The sequence below is a fragment of the Serratia sp. CY71090 genome (genome assembly GCF_052166845.1).
Lineage (GTDB): Bacteria > Pseudomonadota > Gammaproteobacteria > Enterobacterales > Enterobacteriaceae > Serratia > Serratia nematodiphila.
Map to the genome: position 1 here is coordinate 25,974 of NZ_JBJNOA010000001.1, position 19,396 is coordinate 45,369.

The 19,396-nt window shown below is 60.4% G+C and carries 21 protein-coding genes; 12 read left to right on the plus strand and 9 right to left on the minus strand.

Annotated elements, in window-relative coordinates; genetic code table 11:
- Nucleotides 1-21: 21 nt before the first annotated feature.
- From ACJ8OK_RS00120 to amiA, 3 genes are all read right to left on the minus strand, one after another.
- Entirely contained in the window at nt 22-477 is a 456-nt protein-coding gene (locus ACJ8OK_RS00120; protein WP_442530438.1) for a YaiI/YqxD family protein, read from the minus strand.
- On the minus strand, nt 477-1,397 hold the full coding sequence (gene hemF / locus ACJ8OK_RS00125; RefSeq protein WP_015378680.1) for an oxygen-dependent coproporphyrinogen oxidase: 921 nt from the start codon (nt 1,395-1,397) through the stop codon (nt 477-479). Before hemF ends, ACJ8OK_RS00120 begins: the two co-directional genes overlap by 1 nt.
- 65 nt (nt 1,398-1,462) lie before the next feature.
- Nucleotides 1,463-2,344, minus strand: a complete 882-nt coding sequence (gene amiA / locus ACJ8OK_RS00130; protein ID WP_033632425.1) for an N-acetylmuramoyl-L-alanine amidase AmiA — start codon at nt 2,342-2,344, stop codon at nt 1,463-1,465.
- Nucleotides 2,345-2,548: 204 nt separating this feature from the next.
- On the opposite strand from amiA, the gene ACJ8OK_RS00135 reads away from it, so the two are divergent.
- The gene (locus tag ACJ8OK_RS00135; RefSeq protein WP_004936504.1) at nt 2,549-2,974 is read left to right on the plus strand and encodes a GNAT family acetyltransferase; all 426 of its coding nucleotides are present in this window, start codon (nt 2,549-2,551) and stop codon (nt 2,972-2,974) included.
- A gap of 41 nt (nt 2,975-3,015) precedes the next feature.
- Here the strand turns inward: ACJ8OK_RS00135 and ACJ8OK_RS00140 are convergent, their stop codons facing one another.
- Nucleotides 3,016-3,414: a YgiW/YdeI family stress tolerance OB fold protein gene (locus ACJ8OK_RS00140; RefSeq protein ID WP_004936500.1), complete on the minus strand. Its 399-nt coding sequence runs from the start codon at nt 3,412-3,414 to the stop codon at nt 3,016-3,018.
- A gap of 173 nt (nt 3,415-3,587) precedes the next feature.
- Between ACJ8OK_RS00140 and ACJ8OK_RS00145 the strand changes: the two genes are divergently transcribed.
- The 10 genes from ACJ8OK_RS00145 (at nt 3,588) to ACJ8OK_RS00190 (ending at nt 13,115) form a co-directional block, all read left to right on the plus strand.
- Nucleotides 3,588-4,052, plus strand: a complete 465-nt coding sequence (locus tag ACJ8OK_RS00145; RefSeq protein WP_306403630.1) for a DUF2919 domain-containing protein — start codon at nt 3,588-3,590, stop codon at nt 4,050-4,052.
- A 156-nt stretch (nt 4,053-4,208) separates the two neighbouring features.
- On the plus strand, nt 4,209-4,796 hold the full coding sequence (locus ACJ8OK_RS00150; protein ID WP_004936494.1) for an RpoE-regulated lipoprotein: 588 nt from the start codon (nt 4,209-4,211) through the stop codon (nt 4,794-4,796).
- A gap of 177 nt (nt 4,797-4,973) precedes the next feature.
- Nucleotides 4,974-5,873 carry a Dyp-type peroxidase gene (locus tag ACJ8OK_RS00155; RefSeq protein ID WP_004936493.1) on the plus strand — a complete coding sequence of 300 codons (900 nt, stop codon included), beginning with the start codon at nt 4,974-4,976 and terminating at the stop codon, nt 5,871-5,873.
- Nucleotides 5,874-6,073: 200 nt separating this feature from the next.
- Nucleotides 6,074-7,096 (plus strand): sulfate ABC transporter substrate-binding protein, encoded by a 1,023-nt coding sequence (locus ACJ8OK_RS00160; RefSeq protein ID WP_033632428.1) that lies wholly within the window; start codon nt 6,074-6,076, stop codon nt 7,094-7,096.
- A complete protein-coding gene (gene cysT, locus ACJ8OK_RS00165; RefSeq protein WP_004936486.1) occupies nt 7,097-7,936 on the plus strand; it encodes a sulfate/thiosulfate ABC transporter permease CysT in 840 nt (279 codons plus the stop codon).
- On the plus strand, nt 7,936-8,811 hold the full coding sequence (gene cysW, locus ACJ8OK_RS00170) for a sulfate/thiosulfate ABC transporter permease CysW (protein ID WP_033632429.1): 876 nt from the start codon (nt 7,936-7,938) through the stop codon (nt 8,809-8,811). The genes cysT and cysW overlap by 1 nt, the downstream gene beginning before the upstream one ends.
- The gene (gene cysA / locus ACJ8OK_RS00175; RefSeq protein ID WP_033632430.1) at nt 8,801-9,889 is read left to right on the plus strand and encodes a sulfate/thiosulfate ABC transporter ATP-binding protein CysA; all 1,089 of its coding nucleotides are present in this window, start codon (nt 8,801-8,803) and stop codon (nt 9,887-9,889) included. Before cysW ends, cysA begins: the two co-directional genes overlap by 11 nt.
- 82 nt (nt 9,890-9,971) lie before the next feature.
- Entirely contained in the window at nt 9,972-10,853 is an 882-nt protein-coding gene (gene cysM, locus ACJ8OK_RS00180) for a cysteine synthase CysM (RefSeq protein ID WP_004936477.1), read from the plus strand.
- Nucleotides 10,854-11,105: 252 nt separating this feature from the next.
- Nucleotides 11,106-11,786 (plus strand): response regulator transcription factor, encoded by a 681-nt coding sequence (locus tag ACJ8OK_RS00185; protein ID WP_025303784.1) that lies wholly within the window; start codon nt 11,106-11,108, stop codon nt 11,784-11,786.
- Nucleotides 11,787-11,792: 6 nt separating this feature from the next.
- A complete protein-coding gene (locus ACJ8OK_RS00190) occupies nt 11,793-13,115 on the plus strand; it encodes an ATP-binding protein (protein WP_033632431.1) in 1,323 nt (440 codons plus the stop codon).
- Between the two features lie 76 nt (nt 13,116-13,191).
- Here the strand turns inward: ACJ8OK_RS00190 and crr are convergent, their stop codons facing one another.
- The 5 genes from crr to cysZ form a co-directional block, all read right to left on the minus strand.
- Nucleotides 13,192-13,701, minus strand: a complete 510-nt coding sequence (gene crr / locus ACJ8OK_RS00195; protein WP_004936467.1) for a PTS glucose transporter subunit IIA — start codon at nt 13,699-13,701, stop codon at nt 13,192-13,194.
- A gap of 49 nt (nt 13,702-13,750) precedes the next feature.
- Nucleotides 13,751-15,478: a phosphoenolpyruvate-protein phosphotransferase PtsI gene (gene ptsI / locus ACJ8OK_RS00200; protein ID WP_004936461.1), complete on the minus strand. Its 1,728-nt coding sequence runs from the start codon at nt 15,476-15,478 to the stop codon at nt 13,751-13,753.
- A gap of 46 nt (nt 15,479-15,524) precedes the next feature.
- Nucleotides 15,525-15,782, minus strand: a complete 258-nt coding sequence (gene ptsH, locus ACJ8OK_RS00205; RefSeq protein ID WP_024484477.1) for a phosphocarrier protein Hpr — start codon at nt 15,780-15,782, stop codon at nt 15,525-15,527.
- Between the two features lie 399 nt (nt 15,783-16,181).
- A complete protein-coding gene (cysK, locus tag ACJ8OK_RS00210; protein WP_004936453.1) occupies nt 16,182-17,150 on the minus strand; it encodes a cysteine synthase A in 969 nt (322 codons plus the stop codon).
- 185 nt (nt 17,151-17,335) lie between these two features.
- The gene (cysZ, locus tag ACJ8OK_RS00215; RefSeq protein ID WP_033632432.1) at nt 17,336-18,094 is read right to left on the minus strand and encodes a sulfate transporter CysZ; all 759 of its coding nucleotides are present in this window, start codon (nt 18,092-18,094) and stop codon (nt 17,336-17,338) included.
- Nucleotides 18,095-18,315: 221 nt separating this feature from the next.
- On the opposite strand from cysZ, the gene zipA reads away from it, so the two are divergent.
- Complete coding sequence (gene zipA, locus ACJ8OK_RS00220; protein WP_004936446.1) at nt 18,316-19,341, plus strand: cell division protein ZipA; 1,026 nt, start codon at nt 18,316-18,318, stop codon at nt 19,339-19,341.
- Nucleotides 19,342-19,396 lie beyond the last annotated feature (55 nt).

Consider the following 19,396-nt stretch of genomic DNA (forward strand, 5'->3'; position numbering starts at 1 on the left):
CTGCATCAGAGCAGGGCGCAGTCACTGCGCCCGTTTCGCCTGCAGCAGCCATTTGTCCAGCTCGTTGGCGAACTGCTGGCGGTCGCGCTGGTTCAGGGCGTTCGGGCCGCCGGCCTGAATGCCGCTGGCGCGCAGGGTATCCATAAAATCGCGCATGTTGAGGCGCTCGCGGATGGTGTCCGGCGTATAGCGCTCGCCGCGCGGGTTCAGCGCCACCGCCCCTTTCTCTATCACCTCCGCCGCCAGCGGTATGTCGGCGGTGATCACCAGATCGCCCGCTTCGCAGCGGCGCACGATCTCGTTATCGGCCACGTCGAAACCGGCCGCCACCTGCAGCGAACGGATGTACTTCGACGGCGGCGTGCGCAATGGCTGGTTCGCCACCAGCGTGACGGTGATGGCGGTGCGATCGGCGGCGCGGAACAGCACCTCTTTGATCACGTTCGGACAGGCGTCCGCATCGACCCAAATCTGCATCATTTCGGCTCCTGCAGCCAGTCGCGCACCGGCAGGAAATCGCGCGTCAGCGCCGCTTCCGGGCTGTCGGCCTCCGGCTGGTAGTTATATTCCCAACGCACCAACGGCGGCATCGACATCAGGATGGACTCGGTGCGGCCGCCGGTTTGCAGCCCGAACAGCGTGCCGCGATCCCACACCAGGTTGAACTCCACATAGCGGCCGCGGCGATACAGCTGGAACTGGCGCTCGCGCTCGCCCCAGGTCAAGGCCTTGCGTTTTTCGACGATCGGCAGATAGGCGTCGAGGAAGCCCTGGCCCACCGCGCGGGTGAAGGCGAAGCAGTGGTCGAAGTCCGGGGTGTTCAGATCGTCGTAGAACAGGCCGCCGATGCCGCGCGCTTCGTTGCGGTGCTTGATGAAGAAGTAATCGTCGCACCATTGCTTGTATTTAGGGTAAACCTCGTCGCCGAACGGCGCACACAGCTCGGCCGCGGTGCGGTGCCAGTGCACGGCATCCTCTGCGAAACCGTAGAACGGCGTCAGGTCAAAACCGCCGCCGAACCACCACACCGGCGCCTCGCCCGGTTTTTCAGCGATGAAGAAGCGCACGTTGGCGTGGCTGGTGGGGACATAGGGGCTGAGCGGGTGGATAACCAACGAGACGCCCATCGCCTGGAAGCTGCGCCCGGCCAGTTCCGGACGGTGCGCGGTCGCCGAGGCCGGCAGGGTGGCGCCGGAGACGTGCGAGAAGTTGACCCCCGCCTGTTCGAACACCGCGCCGTTGGTCAGCACGCGGCTGCGGCCACCGCCGCCTTCTTCACGCGTCCATTGGTCTTCGGTGAACACGGCGCCGCCGTCGGCCTGGGCGAGCTGCGCGCAGATGTGATCCTGCAGCGCCAGCAGGAAGGATTTTACTTCAGCGATGTTAGGTAAACTCATGCGGGGTCTTTATAGCGTCTGGCTGAACAAGGCGCTGAGTATACTCTTATTCGCCGCCCGCGGCATCAGCGGGGTTTGCGTTGGTGTGCGTCGAAATAGTCGAAGAAGTTGATGATGCCGTCCGCGATGGCGCGGGCGATTTTCTCGCGAAACGCGGTGGTGCCCAGCAGCCGTTCTTCGTTCGGGTTGGTGATGAACGAGGTTTCCACCAGCACCGAGGGGATGGACGGGGATTTCAGCACCGCGAACGCCGCCTGTTCGGTGCTGTCGCTGTGCAGATGGTGCACTGGGCGAATTTGACCGAGCACGTGGCGGCCGAGCGTCAGGCTGTTGTTGATGGTGTCGGTTTGCACCAGATCGAACAGCACCTGCTGCAGGTAGTTGTCCTGATCCTTGTACTTGCCGCCCGCCACGTCGTCGGCGGCGTTTTCACGGTTTGACAGGTAGCGCGCCATGGCGCTGCTGGCGCCGCGGTTGGAGAGGGCGAACACCGAAGCGCCTGAGGCCGACGGGCTGGTGAAACCGTCGGCGTGAATCGAAATGAACAGATCGGCCTGGTGCTGGTGGGCGATCTCCACCCGCTGGAACAGCGGAATGAATTCGTCTTCTTCGCGCGTCAGGCGCGCCTCGACGTGATCGTGCTCATGCAGGAATCGGCGCACGTGGTTGGCGATTTCCAGCACGATGTGTTTTTCCTGCGAGCCTTCGTGGCCGACCGCGCCGGAGTCGATGCCGCCGTGACCGGGATCGATCATCACCCGCTTCTTGCCGCCGGCCGGTTTCGCCGCCGGTTTGCTGTGCTGATTGCGCAGCAGGCCTTCCGCCTTGGCGTTTTGGCTTTTCACGCCGAACAGCGCCACCGCCAGGCCGGAAAGCAAAAGTTGGCGTCGCGTCGGGGAAACGGTAAGCGGTTTAAAATTGAGGAAGGGTTTACCCTGCTTTTTCATGACGCAACGCTCCGTCGACGTTTCTATTTTGCGACGTTATATCGTATTGATAATCATTAATCGACCCGATAACTATTTCCATTTATTACGCTTGTTACCGGCGATTCCCGGGCAAATAGCGCGCTAAATCGCAGTTTGATATTGCGTAAGTGAATAATCACGCGATAATCAGATAAACACCTTAATTAACAGCGGCCAACATCGATGGAAATTCGCGTATTTCGACAAGACGACTTTGAAGAAGTCATTACCCTGTGGGAGCGCTGCGATCTGCTGCGGCCCTGGAACGATCCGGAGATGGACATCGAGCGCAAGCTGAACCACGATCCGGAGCTGTTTCTGGTGGCGGAAGTCGGCGGCGAAGTGGTCGGTTCGGTGATGGGCGGCTATGATGGGCACCGCGGCTCGGCGTATTACCTCGGGGTGCATCCCGACTATCGCGGGCGCGGCATCGCCAATGCGTTGATCAACCGTCTGGAGAAGAAGCTGATCGCCCGCGGCTGCCCGAAAATCCAGATCATGGTGCGCGAAGACAACGACACGGTGGTTGAGATGTACGAGAAGCTCGGCTACGAAATCCAGGGCATCACCAGCCTGGGCAAGCGGCTGATCGAAGATCAGGAATATTGATCGAGCGGCGGACGGCGGTATAGCCCGCCCGCCGCATCGCATTACGGCAGCTTTTTGACGGTTTTTACGTCCACTTCCACGCTGCTCCAGTCTTTATCCACTTTCCCTTCCAACTGCACCTTGTCTTTCGGCGTGACGGTTTGGCCGTTCCAGCGCTTGCGATCGATCTCGACCGTCAGGGTGCCGGTGGCGTCGCGGAAGGTGTAGGTATCGTCGCCGATGCGCTGCTCGATGTTGCCCTGCAGCATCACCCAGGTGTCGTCGCTCAGCGATTTCACCTTGTCCACGGTGGTCAGCGCCGCGCTGGGGCCGGAGAAACCGCCCTGCGGAGCGGGTTGCGTTTGCGCCTGCGGCGCGGCCGGATCGAGGAACCCGCCTTGTTGCGCCAGTACCGGTGCGCTGCACAGCGCGATCAGAGCGGCCAGAGTCAGTTTTTTCATGTTGCGCTTCCTTATCGTTATCGAAAATCACATCCCGCTGATATCGGGTGCTTGCTTGGTGATAAGGATTAAAACACGCCGATCTTAAGAGCTTCTTAAGCCGACGCATTGAAATTCTCGCTGGCGGCGCCCATCTGTAGCCATAGTCTTTATTCTGTGGCAAGGAACGAGCGTTGAAGCCATTCTCCCCCCGGTTTTCCCCGGACGATTACGATCAGCACGGCGCGCTGCGGCTGCCGCTGGGATTTTGGGCCGTGCTGATTTTGCAGGCGCGCACCTGGCTGTTGTTCGTGATGGCCGGCGTTTCGCGCGAGCAGGGCGAAAGCCTGTTGGCGCTGTTTTATCCGGATACCCAACGTTTTTGGTACGGCATGCTGCTCGGTCTGCCGGCGGCGCTGGCGTTTTTGCTGAGCGGCCGTCGCCACCAATGGCCGCGGCTGTGGCGCGGCTGGCGCTGGGGGCTGGCTGTCTCGCTGCTGGCGTCGCTCGGCGGCTCGCTGTTCAGCCTGTGGCGCCAGGACGGCGATCCGCCGGGGCTGGAGCTGGCGTTGGTGTTGCTCGACGCGCTGGCGCTGAGCTATCTGCTGCTGAATGCGCGCCTGAAAGCCTGTTTCGCGCCGGCGGAGCAGGCCGACTAATTGCCGAGAAGTGCGGCACTTTTCGCATTTTCCGCACTCCAAGCTGGCAACCGTTGGCGTAGTGCGGGCCGTTGTGAGAGGCTGGCATGCAGCAAAACGCCGAGTGCGGCAGGCGCGGGCTACCGCGCCGTGCCATTGATGTCTAAGGAGCTAGAGATGAATATTCGCCCCCTGTTGTTAGGGCTTCCGTTGTTACTGACCGGCTGTTCGAGCATGTCCAATTTCTCCTGGTCCAGCCTGTCGCCGTTCAACTGGTTCGGCAGCAGCCTGGAGGTCGGCGCCAAGGGCGTCGGCAAGCTCAACGCCGGCACGCCGATGTCGGAAAGCGCCATCAATGACGGGCTGGACGGCAACTACCGCCTGCGCGGCGGCATGGCGACCAACAACGGCCAGATCGTCTCTTATTACCAGGCGCTGTCCGGCGACGAAGTGAAACTGGTGATCACCGGCGAACCGAAAGGGCGCCTGCAGCGCGTGGACGTGCTGGATCCGAAAGTGGCGACGGAGTGGGGCAACAAGCTCGGCACGCCGTTCGGCGATATGTACAGCAAGGCGTTCGGCTCCTGTAAGCCGGGCAGCGGCGAAGACGCCGGTAAAGTGGAGTGCGTGGCGGAGCAGAGCAAGTACGTCACCTACATCTTCAGCGGCAAGTGGGCCGGGGCGCAGGATATCATTCCGCCGGACGACACCCTGAAAAGCTGGACGGTCAGCAAAATCATCTGGCACGCCAAGCCGCAGCAGTAACGTGTTCAACGGGCGCCGGTTCGCGGCGCCTGCCTTTTCAAGCTATTACCCCTATTTTCTTTGCGCTGCTGCAAGGCAATCGTCCGCGCTTGCGGTATGATAGCGCGCGTTTGTAACAGGGAACCCGCGCGTCAACCGCCATACCTGTTGCCTGGTTTTGGTATTGAGGATAACAACATGACACAGGTTCAGAGCGGCATTCTGCTGGAGCACTGCCGTTTCGCCATTTTTATGGAAGCCAGCGTACAGGGCGAATTCGCCGACTTGCGCCAGGGCTGCAAGCAGTTTTGTCAGACCCTGAGCGAGCTGCAGCAGCAGTTCCCCGATGCGCGCCTCGGCGCGGTGATCGCTTTCGGTTACGACGTTTGGCACGATCTCTCCAGCGGCCAGGGCGCGAAAGAGTTGAAGCCGTTCACGCCGCTCGGCAAAGGGTTGGCGCCGGCCACCCAGCGCGATATGCTGATCCACATCCAGTCGCTGCGCCACGACGTCAACTTCACGCTGGCGCAGGCGGCGCTGGCGGCGTTCGGCAATGTCATCAAGATCGAAGAAGAAACCCACGGCTTCCGCTGGGTGGAAGAGCGCGATCTGAGCGGCTTCATCGACGGCACCGAAAACCCGCAGGGCGACCAGCGCCCGGCAGTGGCGACGATCGCCGAAGGCGAAGAGGACGCCGGCGGCAGCTATGTGCTGGTGCAACGCTACGAGCACAACCTGCGCCAGTGGCAGCGCTTTACCACCGAACAGCAGGAGCAGATCATTGGCCGCACCAAGCACGACAGCGAAGAGCTGCCGGCCGATCAGCGCCCGGATACCTCGCACGTCAGCCGCGTCGATCTGAAAGAGAACGGCAAGGGCCTGAAAATTTTGCGCCAGAGCCTGCCTTACGGCACCGCCAGCGGCAAGCACGGCCTGTTCTTCATCGCCTATTGTGCGCGCCTGCACAATATCGAGCAGCAGCTGCTGAGCATGTTCGGCGATCTGGACGGCAAACGCGACGCGATGTTGCGCTTCAGCCGTGCGGTGACCGGCAGCTACTACTTTGCGCCATCGCTGACGCGCCTGCTGTCACTTTGACGCCGTCGCCGAAGCCGGCGCGTCCGGCTTCGGTCTGTTTTCCCTTCCCAAAACGCCTCGCATTCCCTGCCTTATAGCGTTTGATGCTTGTAAATCACTAAACGGTATATAAAAGCGTTACAGCTCCGCACCGAGTTATAAATACACTGGTCGTCAATAAGGCGAAAGCCTGAAGGAATGACTCAGTGATAAGGTGCAGAATGAAACAAAACCGGGTTAAAAATCTCGTGCTGAAAGGTTGGCTGGCGGCTGCGCTGTTGGCGAGCGGCGCCGCGTCGGCGGCGGAATTGCTGAACAGCTCTTATGACGTTTCCCGTGAATTGTTCGTCGCGCTGAATCCCGGCTTTGAACAGCAGTGGAATCAACAGCATCCGAACGACAAGCTGACCATCAAACAATCGCACGCCGGCTCGTCGAAGCAGGCGCTGGCGATCCTGCAGGGCCTGCGCGCCGACGTGGTGACCTACAACCAGGTCACAGACGTGCAGATCCTGCACGATCGCGGGCAGCTGATCCCGGCAGACTGGCAGGCGCGCCTGCCGAACAACAGCTCGCCGTTCTATTCCACCATGGCGTTTTTGGTGCGCAAGGACAACCCGAAGGGCATCCACACCTGGAACGATTTGGTGCGTGACGACGTGAAGCTGGTGTTCCCGAACCCGAAAACCTCCGGCAACGGCCGTTATACCTATCTGGCCGCCTGGGGCGCCGCCAGCCAGGCTGACGGCAACGATGCGGCCAAGACCCGCGCCTTCATGACCCGCTTCCTGAAAAACGTGCTGGTGTTCGATACCGGTGGCCGCGGCGCGACCACCACCTTCGTCGAGCGCGGTTTGGGCGACGTGCTGATCAGCTTCGAGTCCGAAGTGAACAACATCCGCAAGCAATACGGTGAAGACAAGTACGAAGTGATCGTGCCGCCGGTCGATATTCTGGCGGAGTTCCCGGTGGCCTGGGTCGACAAAAACGTAGAGCGCAACGGCACCGAGCAGGCGGCCAAAGCCTATCTGAACTACCTCTACAGCCCGGCGGCGCAGCAGGTGATCACCAGCTTCTACTACCGCGTCTATGACCAGAAAGCGATGGCGGCGGCGAAGGGGCAATTCCCGGACACCCAACTGTTCCGGGTGGAAGACCAGTTCGGCGGTTGGCCGCAGGTGATGAAAACTCACTTCGCCACCGGCGGCGAGTTGGATCAGCTGCTAGCGGCAGGGCGCAAGTAAATGTTGGCGTTGTCGTCCAGTAAACGGGTGCTGCCCGGATTTGGCCTCAGCCTCGGCAGCAGCCTGTTTTATACCTGTTTGATCCTGCTGCTGCCGCTCAGTGCGCTGGTGATGCAGCTGGCGCAGATGAGCCTGGCGCAATATTGGGAAGTGATTTCCAACCCGCAGGTGGTGGCGGCGTACAAAGTGACGCTGCTGGCCGCCGGCGTCGCCAGCCTGTTCAACGCGGTGTTCGGCATGCTGATGGCCTGGATCCTGACGCGCTACCGTTTTCCCGGCCGTTCGCTGCTGGACGGCCTGATCGATCTGCCGTTCGCGCTGCCGACGGCGGTGGCCGGCCTGACGCTGGCCGGTCTGTTTTCCACCACGGGCTGGTACGGTCAGTGGCTGGCGCACTTTGACATTAAGGTCACCTTCACCTGGCTTGGGATTGCGGTGGCGATGGCGTTCACCAGCCTGCCGTTTGTGGTGCGCACCGTGCAGCCGGTTTTGGAAGAGCTGGGGCCGGAATACGAAGAGGCGGCCGAGACGCTGGGCGCCACGCGTTGGCAGAGCTTTCGCCGCGTGGTGTTGCCTGAGGTGGCGCCGGCGCTGCTGGCCGGCACCGCCATTTCCTTTACCCGCAGCCTGGGCGAGTTTGGCGCGGTGATTTTCATCGCCGGCAATATCGCCTGGAAGACGGAAGTGACCTCGCTGATGATTTTTGTGCGTTTGCAGGAGTTCGATTACCCGGCGGCCAGCGCCATCGCCTCGGTGATCCTGGCGGCGTCGCTGCTGCTGCTGTTCAGCATTAACGTCTTGCAAAGCCGCTTCGGCAGACGTTTGGGAGGAGGGCACTGATGGCTGATGTTTCCGCCTTCAACGGCGCCGAGCGCCCGCGCGTCAACTGGGGCAAGTGGACGTTGATCGCCATCGGCGCGCTGTTTTCGGTGCTACTGCTGGTGGTGCCGATGATGTCGATTTTCGCCGAGGCCTTCTCCAAAGGGGTTGGCGCGATGTGGAGCAACTTGCTCGATCCGGACATGCTGCACGCCATCTGGCTGACGGTCTTGATCGCGCTGATCACCGTGCCGTTCAACCTGGTGTTCGGCACGTTGCTGGCGTGGCTGGTGACGCGTTTCACCTTCCCCGGCCGCCAGTTGCTGCTGACGCTGATCGATATCCCGTTCGCCGTCTCACCGGTGGTGGCGGGGCTGATTTACCTGCTGTTTTACGGCAGCAACGGTCTGCTGGGCGGCTGGCTGGATGCGCATAACATCCAGATCATGTTCTCCTGGCCGGGCATGGTGCTGGTGACCATCTTCGTCACCTGTCCTTTCGTGGTGCGCGAGCTGGTGCCGATGATGCTCAGCCAGGGCAGCCAGGAAGACGAGGCCGCCATTCTGCTGGGAGCGTCCGGTTGGCAGATGTTCCGCCGCGTGACGCTGCCCAACATTCGCTGGGCGCTGCTGTACGGCGTGGTGCTGACCAACGCGCGCGCCATCGGCGAGTTCGGCGCGGTGTCGGTGGTGTCCGGTTCGATTCGCGGCGAAACCTACAGCCTGCCGCTGCAGGTTGAGCTGTTGCAGCAGGATTACAACACCGTCGGGGCCTTTACCGCCGCCGCCCTGTTGACCCTGATGGCGATCGTTACCCTATTTTTGAAGAGCGCGCTGCAGTGGCGTCTGGAACGTCAAAACGCGCGTCTCGAGCGGGAGGAAAATCATGAGCATTGAGATTAACGGCATCAACAAGTACTTCGGTCGCACCAAGGTATTGAACGATATCTCGCTCGATATTGCTTCCGGCGAGATGGTGGCGCTGCTCGGGCCATCCGGCTCCGGCAAGACCACGCTGCTGCGCATCATCGCCGGGCTGGAAAGCCAGAGCGGCGGCAAGCTGGGCTTCCACGGCACCGATGTCAGCCACATGCACGCGCGCGACAGGCGTGTGGGCTTCGTATTTCAGCACTATGCGCTGTTCCGCCATATGACGGTGTTCGACAATATCGCCTTCGGCCTGACCGTGCTGCCGCGCCGCGAGCGGCCGAACGCCGCGGCGATCAAACAGAAAGTCACTCAGCTGCTGGACATGGTGCAGCTGGGCCACCTGGCTACCCGTTACCCGTCGCAGCTGTCCGGCGGCCAGAAACAGCGCGTGGCGCTGGCGCGCGCCCTGGCGGTGGAACCGCAGATTCTGCTGCTGGATGAACCGTTCGGCGCGCTGGATGCGCAGGTGCGCAAAGAGCTGCGCCGCTGGCTGCGTCAGCTGCATGAAGAGCTGAAATTCACCAGCGTTTTCGTCACCCACGATCAGGAAGAGGCGATGGAAGTGGCTGACCGCATCGTGGTGATGAGCCAGGGCAATATCGAACAGGTTGGCTCGCCGGAGGAGATTATGCGCGAGCCGGCCAGCCGCTTCGTGCTGGAGTTTATGGGGGAAGTGAACCGTCTGAACGGCGAAATTCGTGGCTCCCAGCTGTTCGTCGGCGCGCACCAGTGGCCGCTGTCGTTCCAGCCGATGCATCAGGGCAGCGTCGATCTGTTCCTGCGCCCGTGGGAAATGGAAGTGGCGACCGAGAGCAGCGAGCGCTGCCCACTGCCGGTTCAGGTGTTGGAAGTCAGCCCGCGCGGCCATTTCTGGCAGCTGACGGTGCAGCCGATCGGCTGGCACCAGGAACCTATCGGCGTGGTGCTGCCGGAAGGCAACGCTACGCCGGTGCGCGGCGGCCGTTATTACGTCGGCAGCCTCAATGCGCGGCTGTATGCCGGCGATCAACTGCTGCAACCTGTTGCGTTAGCCAAAAGCGCCTGATAGGTTTTAGCCAGTCCTTTTCTTTAAGGCAACCCCGGGGTTGCCTTTTTACTTTACGCACACCAACACACAGGCAAAGATCGTGACAACGCTCGAACAATGCATCGGGAATACCCCGCTGGTACAACTGCAACGGCTGGCCGCCCAGGCGGGCAGCGAGGTATGGGTCAAACTGGAAGGCAACAATCCGGCGGGATCGGTGAAGGATCGCGCCGCGTTGGCGATGATCCAGCAGGCGGAGCTGCGCGGCGAGATCAAGCCCGGCGACGTGCTGATCGAGGCTACCAGCGGCAACACCGGCATTGCACTGGCGATGATCGCTGCATTGAAAGGTTATGCGCTGAAGCTGCTGATGCCGGAGAACATGAGCCTGGAGCGGCAGGCGGCGATGCGCGCCTACGGTGCGGAACTGATCCTGGTCAGCCGTGAGCAGGGGATGGAAGGGGCGCGCGATCTGGCGCTGGAGATGCAGCGCCAGGGGCAGGGCAAAGTGCTGGATCAGTTTAACAATTTCGACAATCCCTATGCCCACTTCACCACCACCGGCCCGGAGATCTGGCGCCAGACCGAAGGGCGCATCACGCACTTCGTTTCCAGCATGGGCACCACCGGCACCATTACCGGCGTGGGCGGTTACCTGAAGAGCCAGAATCCGCAGGTGCAGATCATTGGCCTGCAGCCGGCGGAAGGCAGCAGCATCCCCGGCATTCGCCGTTGGGCGCCCGCTTACCTGCCGGGTATTTTCCGCCCGGAGCTGGTGGATCAGGTGTTGGATATCGAGCAGCGCGATGCCGAGCAGACCATGCGCCAGCTGGCGCAGCGTGAAGGCATTTTCTGCGGCGTCAGCTCCGGCGGTGCGGTGGCCGGCGCCCTGCGCGTCGCGGCGGCTAATCCCGGCAGCGTGGTGGTGGCGATCGTCTGCGATCGCGGCGACCGTTACCTCTCCACCGGCGTGTTCGACTGACCGTTCCTTCCCGGCGGTATGTTCCGTCGGGAGAATCTTTCCCCCTTTCCTTCCGACAGACGGCAGCCTCGCTTGCGTGGTAGCTGCCGCTTGCTCGTGCGCCAATCCCCTGACTGAAGTAGAGAAATCGCGCGACAGCGGCCACACTAACGGTGGCGAGACGCCAAGAGCGATGTGTAAGGATTGAGTAAAACCGGCTGCGGGCCGGCGGAATTGGCGGGAAAATAACGAAAATCGGTGAAGGAGCAAGGCATGAAAATTTTACTGGTCGACGATGACCTGGAGCTTGGCACCATGCTGAGCGAGTACCTGACGGGCGAAGGTTTCGACGCCACGCTGGTGCTGACCGGCAAGGCGGGGGTAGAGGGCGCGCTGTCGGGCGATTATACCGCGATGATCCTCGACATCATGCTGCCGGACATGAGCGGCATCGACGTGCTGCGCGACGTGCGTAAAAAGAGCCGGCTGCCGATCATTATGCTGACCGCCAAAGGCGACAACATCGATCGGGTGATTGGCCTGGAGATGGGCGCCGACGATTACATGCCCAAACCGTGCTACCCGCGCGAATTGGTGGCGCGTCTGCGCGCGGTGCTGCGCCGTTTCGAAGAGCGGCCGCAAGAGGCGGACGACGAAGCCGCCATCAGCTTCGGCGAGCTGACGCTGAACCCTTCAACCCGCAGCAGCGAATGGCGCGGTAAGGCGTTTGATCTGACCGCTTCGGAATTCAATCTGTTGGAGCTGTTGCTGCGCGCGCCGGATCGCGTGGTATCGAAGGACGAACTGTCCGAGAAGGGGCTGGGGCGCCCGCGCGAGGCCTATGATCGCAGCGTGGACGTACATATCAGCAATATCCGCCAGAAGCTGAGCGCGTTGGCCGGCAGTAAGCTCAGCATCGAGACGGTGCGCAGCATCGGCTATCGCATACGGTAACCAGACATGCGCGGAAGACTGTTCTGGAAAATTTTGCTCGGCTTTTGGCTGACCTTCCTCATTATGACGCAGGCCTTGTGGGTGGCGTTTTCTCTTTATGGCGATCGCTATGTGCCGCCGGAGAACGCCATGGCGCGGCGGGCGATCGGCCTGCAGCTGACCTCCGCCGCCACCCAGTTGCGCAGCGGCGGCATGCCGGCGCTGGAAGCCTTGATGCGCGACTGGCCGGAGGACGATCGGCGTCTGCTGTCCGTTACGCCGATGATCCAACCGCCGCCTGAGCCGGAAGAACCGCTGTTTGAAGGGCGACGGATGCCGAAAGCGATTTCCGCCTGGGTGCAGACCGGAGAAGGGCAGGGTTACTGGCTGAGTTATAACGTGCGCGGGCTGCGGGAAGAGTATCGGCCGGAGCGGCGTACCCACGTCTTCAACATTCCTGCGCCGATGTTGTGGGTCGGCGGGCTGGGCGGTTTGCTGTTCAGCGCCGTGCTGGCCTGGAACCTGACTCGGCCGATGCGTCAGCTGCGCGGCGGCCTGGATCGGGTGGCGCAGGGCGATCTCTCGGTGCGGCTGTACCCGACGATGCGGCGCCGCCATGACGAGCTGTCCGACGTGGCGCGCGATTTCGACACCATGGCCGAGCGGCTGGAACTGCTGGTCAGCGCCCGCGAGCAGCTGTTGCACGACGTCTCGCACGAGCTGCGTTCACCGCTGGCGCGCCTGCAGCTGGCGATCGGCCTGGCGCGACAGAATGCCGGCAACGTCGAAACCTCGCTCAAGCGCATCGAACACGAGTCGGGGCGGTTGGACAAAATGATCGGCGAACTGCTGGCGCTGTCGCGTACCGAACACAGCAGCCTGCCGGACGAAGAGTATTTCGATCTGTACGGCCTGGTTGACGCGGTGGTGAGCGATGCGCGCTACGAGGCGCAGGTGCCCGGCGTGGATATCGTGCTGCAGGCCGAGTCGGATGTGGAGTATACCGTCAAGGGCAATGCAGAGCTGATGCGGCGTGCGGTGGATAACGTCGTGCGCAATGCGCTGCGCTTTTCCAGCCACGGGCAGCGGGTGACGGTGGCGCTGTCGCGCGTCGACAATCAGTTTCAGATCGCCGTCAGCGATCAGGGGCCGGGCGTCGAGGAGTCGAAGCTGTCGAGCATCTTCGATCCTTTCGTGCGCGTGAAATCGGCGCTGTCGGGCAAGGGCTACGGCCTGGGGCTGGCGATTACCCGCAAGGTGGTATTGGCGCACGGCGGCCAGGTTGAGGCGCGTAACGGCGACAAAGAGGGGCTGATCATCACTCTGCGCGTGCCGCGCTGGTCGTCATAACGCAGCGAGATTGGGATACGACGAAGGAGATAAAAAAAACGGCGCCGAGGGCGCCGTTTATCTTGCTGATTCGCGATTACTTCTTGATGCGGATGATCGGGGTTTCGCCAACGGTCACGCTGCCGGACAGTTTGATCAGCTCTTTGATTTCGTCCATGTTGGAGATAACGACCGGCGTCAGGGTAGACTTGGCTTTTTCTTCCAGCAGTGGCAGGTTGAACTCGATAACGACGTCGCCTTTCTTGACGCGCTGGCCTTCTTCGGCGATGCGTTTGAAGCCTTCGCCTTTCAGTTCTACGGTATCGATGCCGAAGTGGACGAACAGCTCAATGCCGCTGTCGGATTCGATAGAGAATGCATGGTTGGTTTCGAAAATCTTGCCGATGGTGCCGTCAACCGGAGCAACCATTTTGTTGCCGGCCGGTTTGATGGCGATACCGTCGCCAACGATTTTTTCAGCGAACACTACGTCCGGCACATCTTCGATATTGACGATTTCGCCAGAAAGGGGAGCGACGATCTCGATAGTGCCCGTGTCTTTCTTGTCATCAGAAACCAGAGATTTCAGTTTATCGAACAAACCCATGATCTTCTCCTAAGCATTAAATTGGGCGGCGTTCCAGTGTCGTGGAAGTTTAGCAGAGCGTTTTTTCTTCGATGAATTTATTGACGCAATTCATCAGGTCTTGTGCCGTTGGCTGTGCCAAGGCCTGCGCTGCCAACGCCTTCACATCTTCGAAATTCGTGTTACGAATAATTTTCTTGATGCGCGGGATTGAAATCGCACTCATGCTGAACTCATCCAGCCCCATGCCCAATAACAACAGTGTAGCACGCTCATCACCAGCCAGTTCGCCGCACATACCGGTCCACTTGCCTTCCGCGTGAGATGCATCAATAACCTGTTTGATCAGGCCAAGCACTGATGGGGACATCGGGTTATAGAGATGAGAAATCAGCTCGTTGCCGCGATCTACCGCCAGAGTATACTGGGTTAGATCGTTTGTCCCAATACTAAAGAAGTCGACTTCTTTCGCCAGGTGGTGAGCGATGACCGCCGCGGCCGGTGTTTCCACCATCACGCCCACTTCGATGCTCTCGTCAAACGCCTTGCCTTCTTCGCGCAGCTGCGCCTTCAGCGTCTCGATTTCGCCTTTCAGATCGCGCACTTCTTCCACGGAGATGATCATCGGGAACATGATGCGCAGTTTGCCGAATGCCGAGGCGCGCAGGATGGCGCGCAGCTGGGCGTGCAGGATTTCACGGCGGTCCATCGCGATGCGGATGGCGCGCCAGCCGAGGAACGGGTTCTCTTCCTTCGGCAGGTTCATGTACGGCAGGTCTTTGTCGCCGCCGATGTCCATGGTGCGGACGATCACGGCCTGCGAGCCCATGGCTTCCGCCACGGCTTTATAAGCCTGGAACTGCTCGTCTTCGGTTGGCAGCGAGTCGCGATCCATGAACAGGAATTCGGTACGATACAGGCCGACGCCTTCCGCGCCGTTGCGCTCTGCACCCGCGACGTCGCGCACGGTGCCGATGTTGGCGCAGACTTCAACCTGATGGCCGTCCAGCGTAATCGCCGGCAGGTCCTTCAGCTTGGCCAGATCGTTTTTCTCGGTGATATATTGGTTCTGGGCGGCTTTCAGCTGATCGATAACGTCAGCGGTCGGGTTAACGTAAATCTGGTTGTTAACCGCGTCCAGAATCAGGTAGTCGTCGTTTTTCACCTGCTTGGTCACGTCGCTGGTGCCGACGATCGCCGGCAGCTCCAGGGAGCGCGCCATGATGGAGGTGTGGGAGGTGCGGCCGCCGAGATCGGTGATGAAGCCCAGCACTTTGTCCAGGTTCAGCTGCGCGGTCTCGGACGGGGTCAGATCGGTGGCCACCAGGATCACTTCGTCCTGAATGGAGCCCAGATCGACGATCGGCATGCCCAGAATGTTCTGCAGCAGGCGCTTGCCGATGTCGCGCACGTCGGCGGCGCGTTCTTTCAGGTATTCGTCGTCCAGCTCTTCCAGCGCTTTCGCCTGACCTTCGATCACGGTGTAGGCGGCGGCGTCTGCGGAGGCCAGATCGTCTTTGATTAGGGCTATGATTTCCTGCTCAAGCTCTTCGTCTTCCAGCAACATGATGTGGCCTTCGAAGATAGCTTCCTTCTCTTCGCCGAAGGTTTCGCCAGCTTTGGTCTTGATCGCTTCCAGCTGTTCGGACGCTTTCGCGCGGCCGGCCAGAAAACGCGAGACTTCCTGCTCTACTTGATCAGCAGAGATTTTCTTCCGGTTGATGACGATGTCGTCTTCTTTCAGCAAGAGAGCCTTACCAAAAGCGATGCCCGGTGATACTAAAATGCCTGAAATCATAACCCTACCTTACTCTTGACTGGTGTTAACTAAAAAGACGGGCCGATTACTCAAGCTCTGCCATCAGTTTTACCAAGTGCTCAACGGCTTTCTGCTCGTCTTCACCAACAGCTTCGATGGTCACTACGGTCCCTTGAGTCAGCCCCAGAGTTTGCAGTTTGAACAGGCTTTTAGCGCTGGCGCTTTTGCCGTTGGAGGTCACGGTGATGTCAGACGTGAAGCCTTTGGCTTCTTTAACGAACTGAGCGGCAGGGCGAGTATGCAGACCATTCGGAGCGGTAATAGTAACTTCTTGCTGGAACATTGATGTTTCCCCAACTTATTGGATTAATGTTGTGGAGTTAAAGTTTAGCCCAGGGGGCTGACTTTAACTTGTCTGGTTATAGCGCCTGACTATGGACAGGGGCGAACGTTGATGCAACAGAAAACGACGCGTTAGGCACTTCAGATCAAAAAACTCGGCTTTAGACGTCGTTCCAATCCGCTCCCCATTATGCCCGATTCGCCGCGTCGGCGACAGATGAGTAAATCGATTCAGCCTCGACCGGGCTCGGAGAGTGATTAATTTTGCGCATCGAAATAATGCACCGTTAAATACTAAAGGCGACGGGCAAAAGCAATCTTGGACTGCTATAAAGTTTGATCCAGTCCACAAAAAAGCACCCTACAGGGTGCTTTTTTAGCGATTTGTGCAGTGGCGGAATTACTGCTGCAATTCCTGCTCGGTGAACAGATCGGCGAACAGCGCGGTGCTGAGATAGCGTTCGCCGGAAGAGGGCAGGATGACCACGATAGTCTTGTCAGCGAACGCCGGTTCTTCGGCCAGTTTCACCGCCGCCGCGACCGCTGCGCCGGAGGAGATGCCCGCCAGGATGCCTTCTTCGTCCATCAGGCGGCGCGCCATGCTGATGGCTTCGTCGTTGGAGACTTTCTCGACGCGATCCACCAGATCCAGATCGAGGTTGCCCGGAATGAAGCCGGCGCCGATGCCCTGGATCTTGTGCGGGCCCGGCTTCAGCTCTTCACCGGCCAGCGCCTGGCTGATGACCGGCGAGTCGGTCGGCTCTACCGCCACGGTGGTGATGGCTTTGCCTTTGGTGTTTTTGATGTAGCGGCTAACGCCGGTCAGCGTGCCGCCGGTGCCGACGCCGGAGATGAACACGTCGACTTCCCCGTCGGTGTCTTCCCAGATTTCCGGGCCGGTGGTTTTTTCATGGATCGCCGGGTTGGCCGGGTTGCTGAACTGTTGCAGGATCAGGTAACGGTTTGGATCGGTGGCGACGATCTCTTCCGCCTTGGCGATGGCGCCTTTCATGCCTTTCGCCCCTTCGGTCAGCACCAGGTTGGCGCCCAGCGCTTTGAGCAGCTTGCGGCGCTCAATGCTCATGGTTTCCGGCATGGTCAGCGTCAGCTTGTAACCGCGCGCGGCGGCCACGAAGGCCAGCGCGATGCCGGTGTTGCCGCTGGTCGGCTCCACCAGTTCTTTACCGGCGGTCAGCACGCCGCGTTGTTCCGCATCCCAAATCATATTGGCACCGATGCGGCATTTGACGCTGAAGCTCGGGTTGCGTGATTCAACCTTGGCCAGAATGCGTCCGTTGCCGATACGGTTCAGACGAACCAGCGGCGTATGGCCGATTGTTAATGAGTTGTCTTCATATATCTTGCTCATAGCCCGTCCTTTAACTCTATGAAAATGTGGGGAACATCGAAAGCATACGCTAACAGTACCGGCAGGGAAGTAAAGAATTGGTATATCTATATGTTATTAGGAAATAAGTTTTAAGCACAATGATAAGGGCGCGAAATGCGCGCCCTGTCGAAAATTTCCGCGCTATCGGCGGCAAAAAACGGCGGTTATCGGACGAATTGCGAGCGGTAGCGATCGACCCACATCGCGGTGGCGCCGCAGACGGCGACCGGCAGGATCACCAGGTTGAGGATCGGGATCATGGTGAACAGGCTGACCAGCGCGCCGAACTGCAGGTTGTCGGTTTTGTGCTGGCGCAGTGCGCGGCGCATGTCGGCAAAGCTCACCTTGTGGTTGTCGAACGGATAGTCGCAATACTGGATCGCCAGCATCCAGGCGCTGAACAGGAACCACAGCACCGGCGCCACCGTTTGACCGATGCCGGGCACGAAGTACAGCGCCAGCAGCAGCAGCGCGCGCGGCAGGTAATACATCAGCTTGCGCCATTCGCGCGCCATGATGCGCGGCAGATCTTTGGCGATGCCGAGCAGGCCGGTATCCGGCAGCGGTTTGCCGGTCAGGCTGCCTTCGAGCTGTTCGGCCAGCAGGCCGCAGAACGGCGCGGCAATAAGATTGGTGATGGTGCTGAACAGATAGCTGAACACCAGCAGCACCGAAATGACCGCCAGCGGCCACAGCAGGTAGCTCAACCATTGCAGCCAGTCGGGAACGTGGCTCATCATCGCCGGGATCCAGTCGCCGAGGCGGCTGAACAGCCACCAGAAAGCGGAACCCATCAGCAGCACGTTGACCAGCAACGGCAGAACCACATAGCGTTTAATCCCCGGGCGCGAAATCAGACGCCAGCCTTCGGCGAAATAGTGAATGCCGCTGGTCGATCGGGGAGAGGGCTGCGTATAGGACATATCTTAAGTTATCTCGTTGTCTGAACAGGCATCATTATCATATAGGGATGATTTTCCACTGGCTAGGGTAGGGTTGGCTGAAAAACCAGCAGAAAAAGGCAGTATAATCATCTTTATTGGCATAAAGTTCAGCACGGACTTGCACTTGTGTGCGCGGGCAAATAGAGTTAAAGAGTGAATGTTTGCCGCGGTGGCAATGTATTGGAACAACAGAGATAGCAATGATGCAGGATTTGCGTCTGATATTAATCGTTGTTGGCGCGATCGCCATAATAGCGCTGTTATTGCACGGTCTGTGGACCAGTCGCAAAGAACGGTCAGCGCTCTTCCGCGATCGCCCAGCCAAACGTTCCCAAAAGGAACGTGAACAAACTCCGATCGACGATCTCGAAGAAGGCGTCGGTGAGGTGCGCGTACGCGCCGCTCACCCGCAAGACGAGCCGTCATTCGGCCATTTCGATGCCGCACGCGAAGAACCCGTGGCCGCGCCGAAGCCCGCTCCGGCGGCTGCGCCTGCGCCCCGCGCCGTTCAGCCGGCCGCTCATCAGACGCCGCCTCCGCTGTCTCAGCGGCCGGAGTACGATGACATCCTGCTGAACAACTACGCGCCGGACGAAGAACCGGCCGAACCGCAGCAACCGCAACCGGCCGCGCGCCGTGAGCCGCGCGTCGACGATCTGCCGCATGAACATGAGGCGCCGCAGGGGGCTGAACCGGCATTCCACGCCGAGCCGGCCCCTGTGCAGCCCGCGCCGGAAGTGAAGCCGGCGCAGGAGCCTGCGCCACAGCCACAACAGCCGGCGGCTGCGCCAATTCAGGCCAAGCTGAAAGAGACCGTGCTGGTGCTGCACGTCGCGGCCCATCAGGGCGGCGTAATCGGCGGCGAAGTGCTGCTGCAGAGCGTGTTGCAGGCGGGCTTCCAGTTTGGCGAGATGGGCATCTTCCACCGCCATATCAGCCCGGCCGGCAGCGGCCCGGTGCTGTTCAGTCTGGCGAACATGGTCAAGCCGGGGTCGTTCGATCCTGACATGATGTCCGACTTCTCCACGCCGGGCGTGTCGATGTTCATGATGGTGCCGTCTTACGGCGACGCCAATCAGAACTTCAAGCTGATGCTGCAGTCGGCACAGCGCATCGCCGACGACGTGGGCGGCGTGGTGCTGGACGACGAGCGCCGCATGATGACGCCGCAGAAGCTGGAAACCTACAAAGCGCGTATCCGTGAAGTGTTGGAAAACAACGCCTGACCGGATTGCCGCGCGCACTGAACATCCGTAACAACAAAGCCCCCGCTAGCCGGGG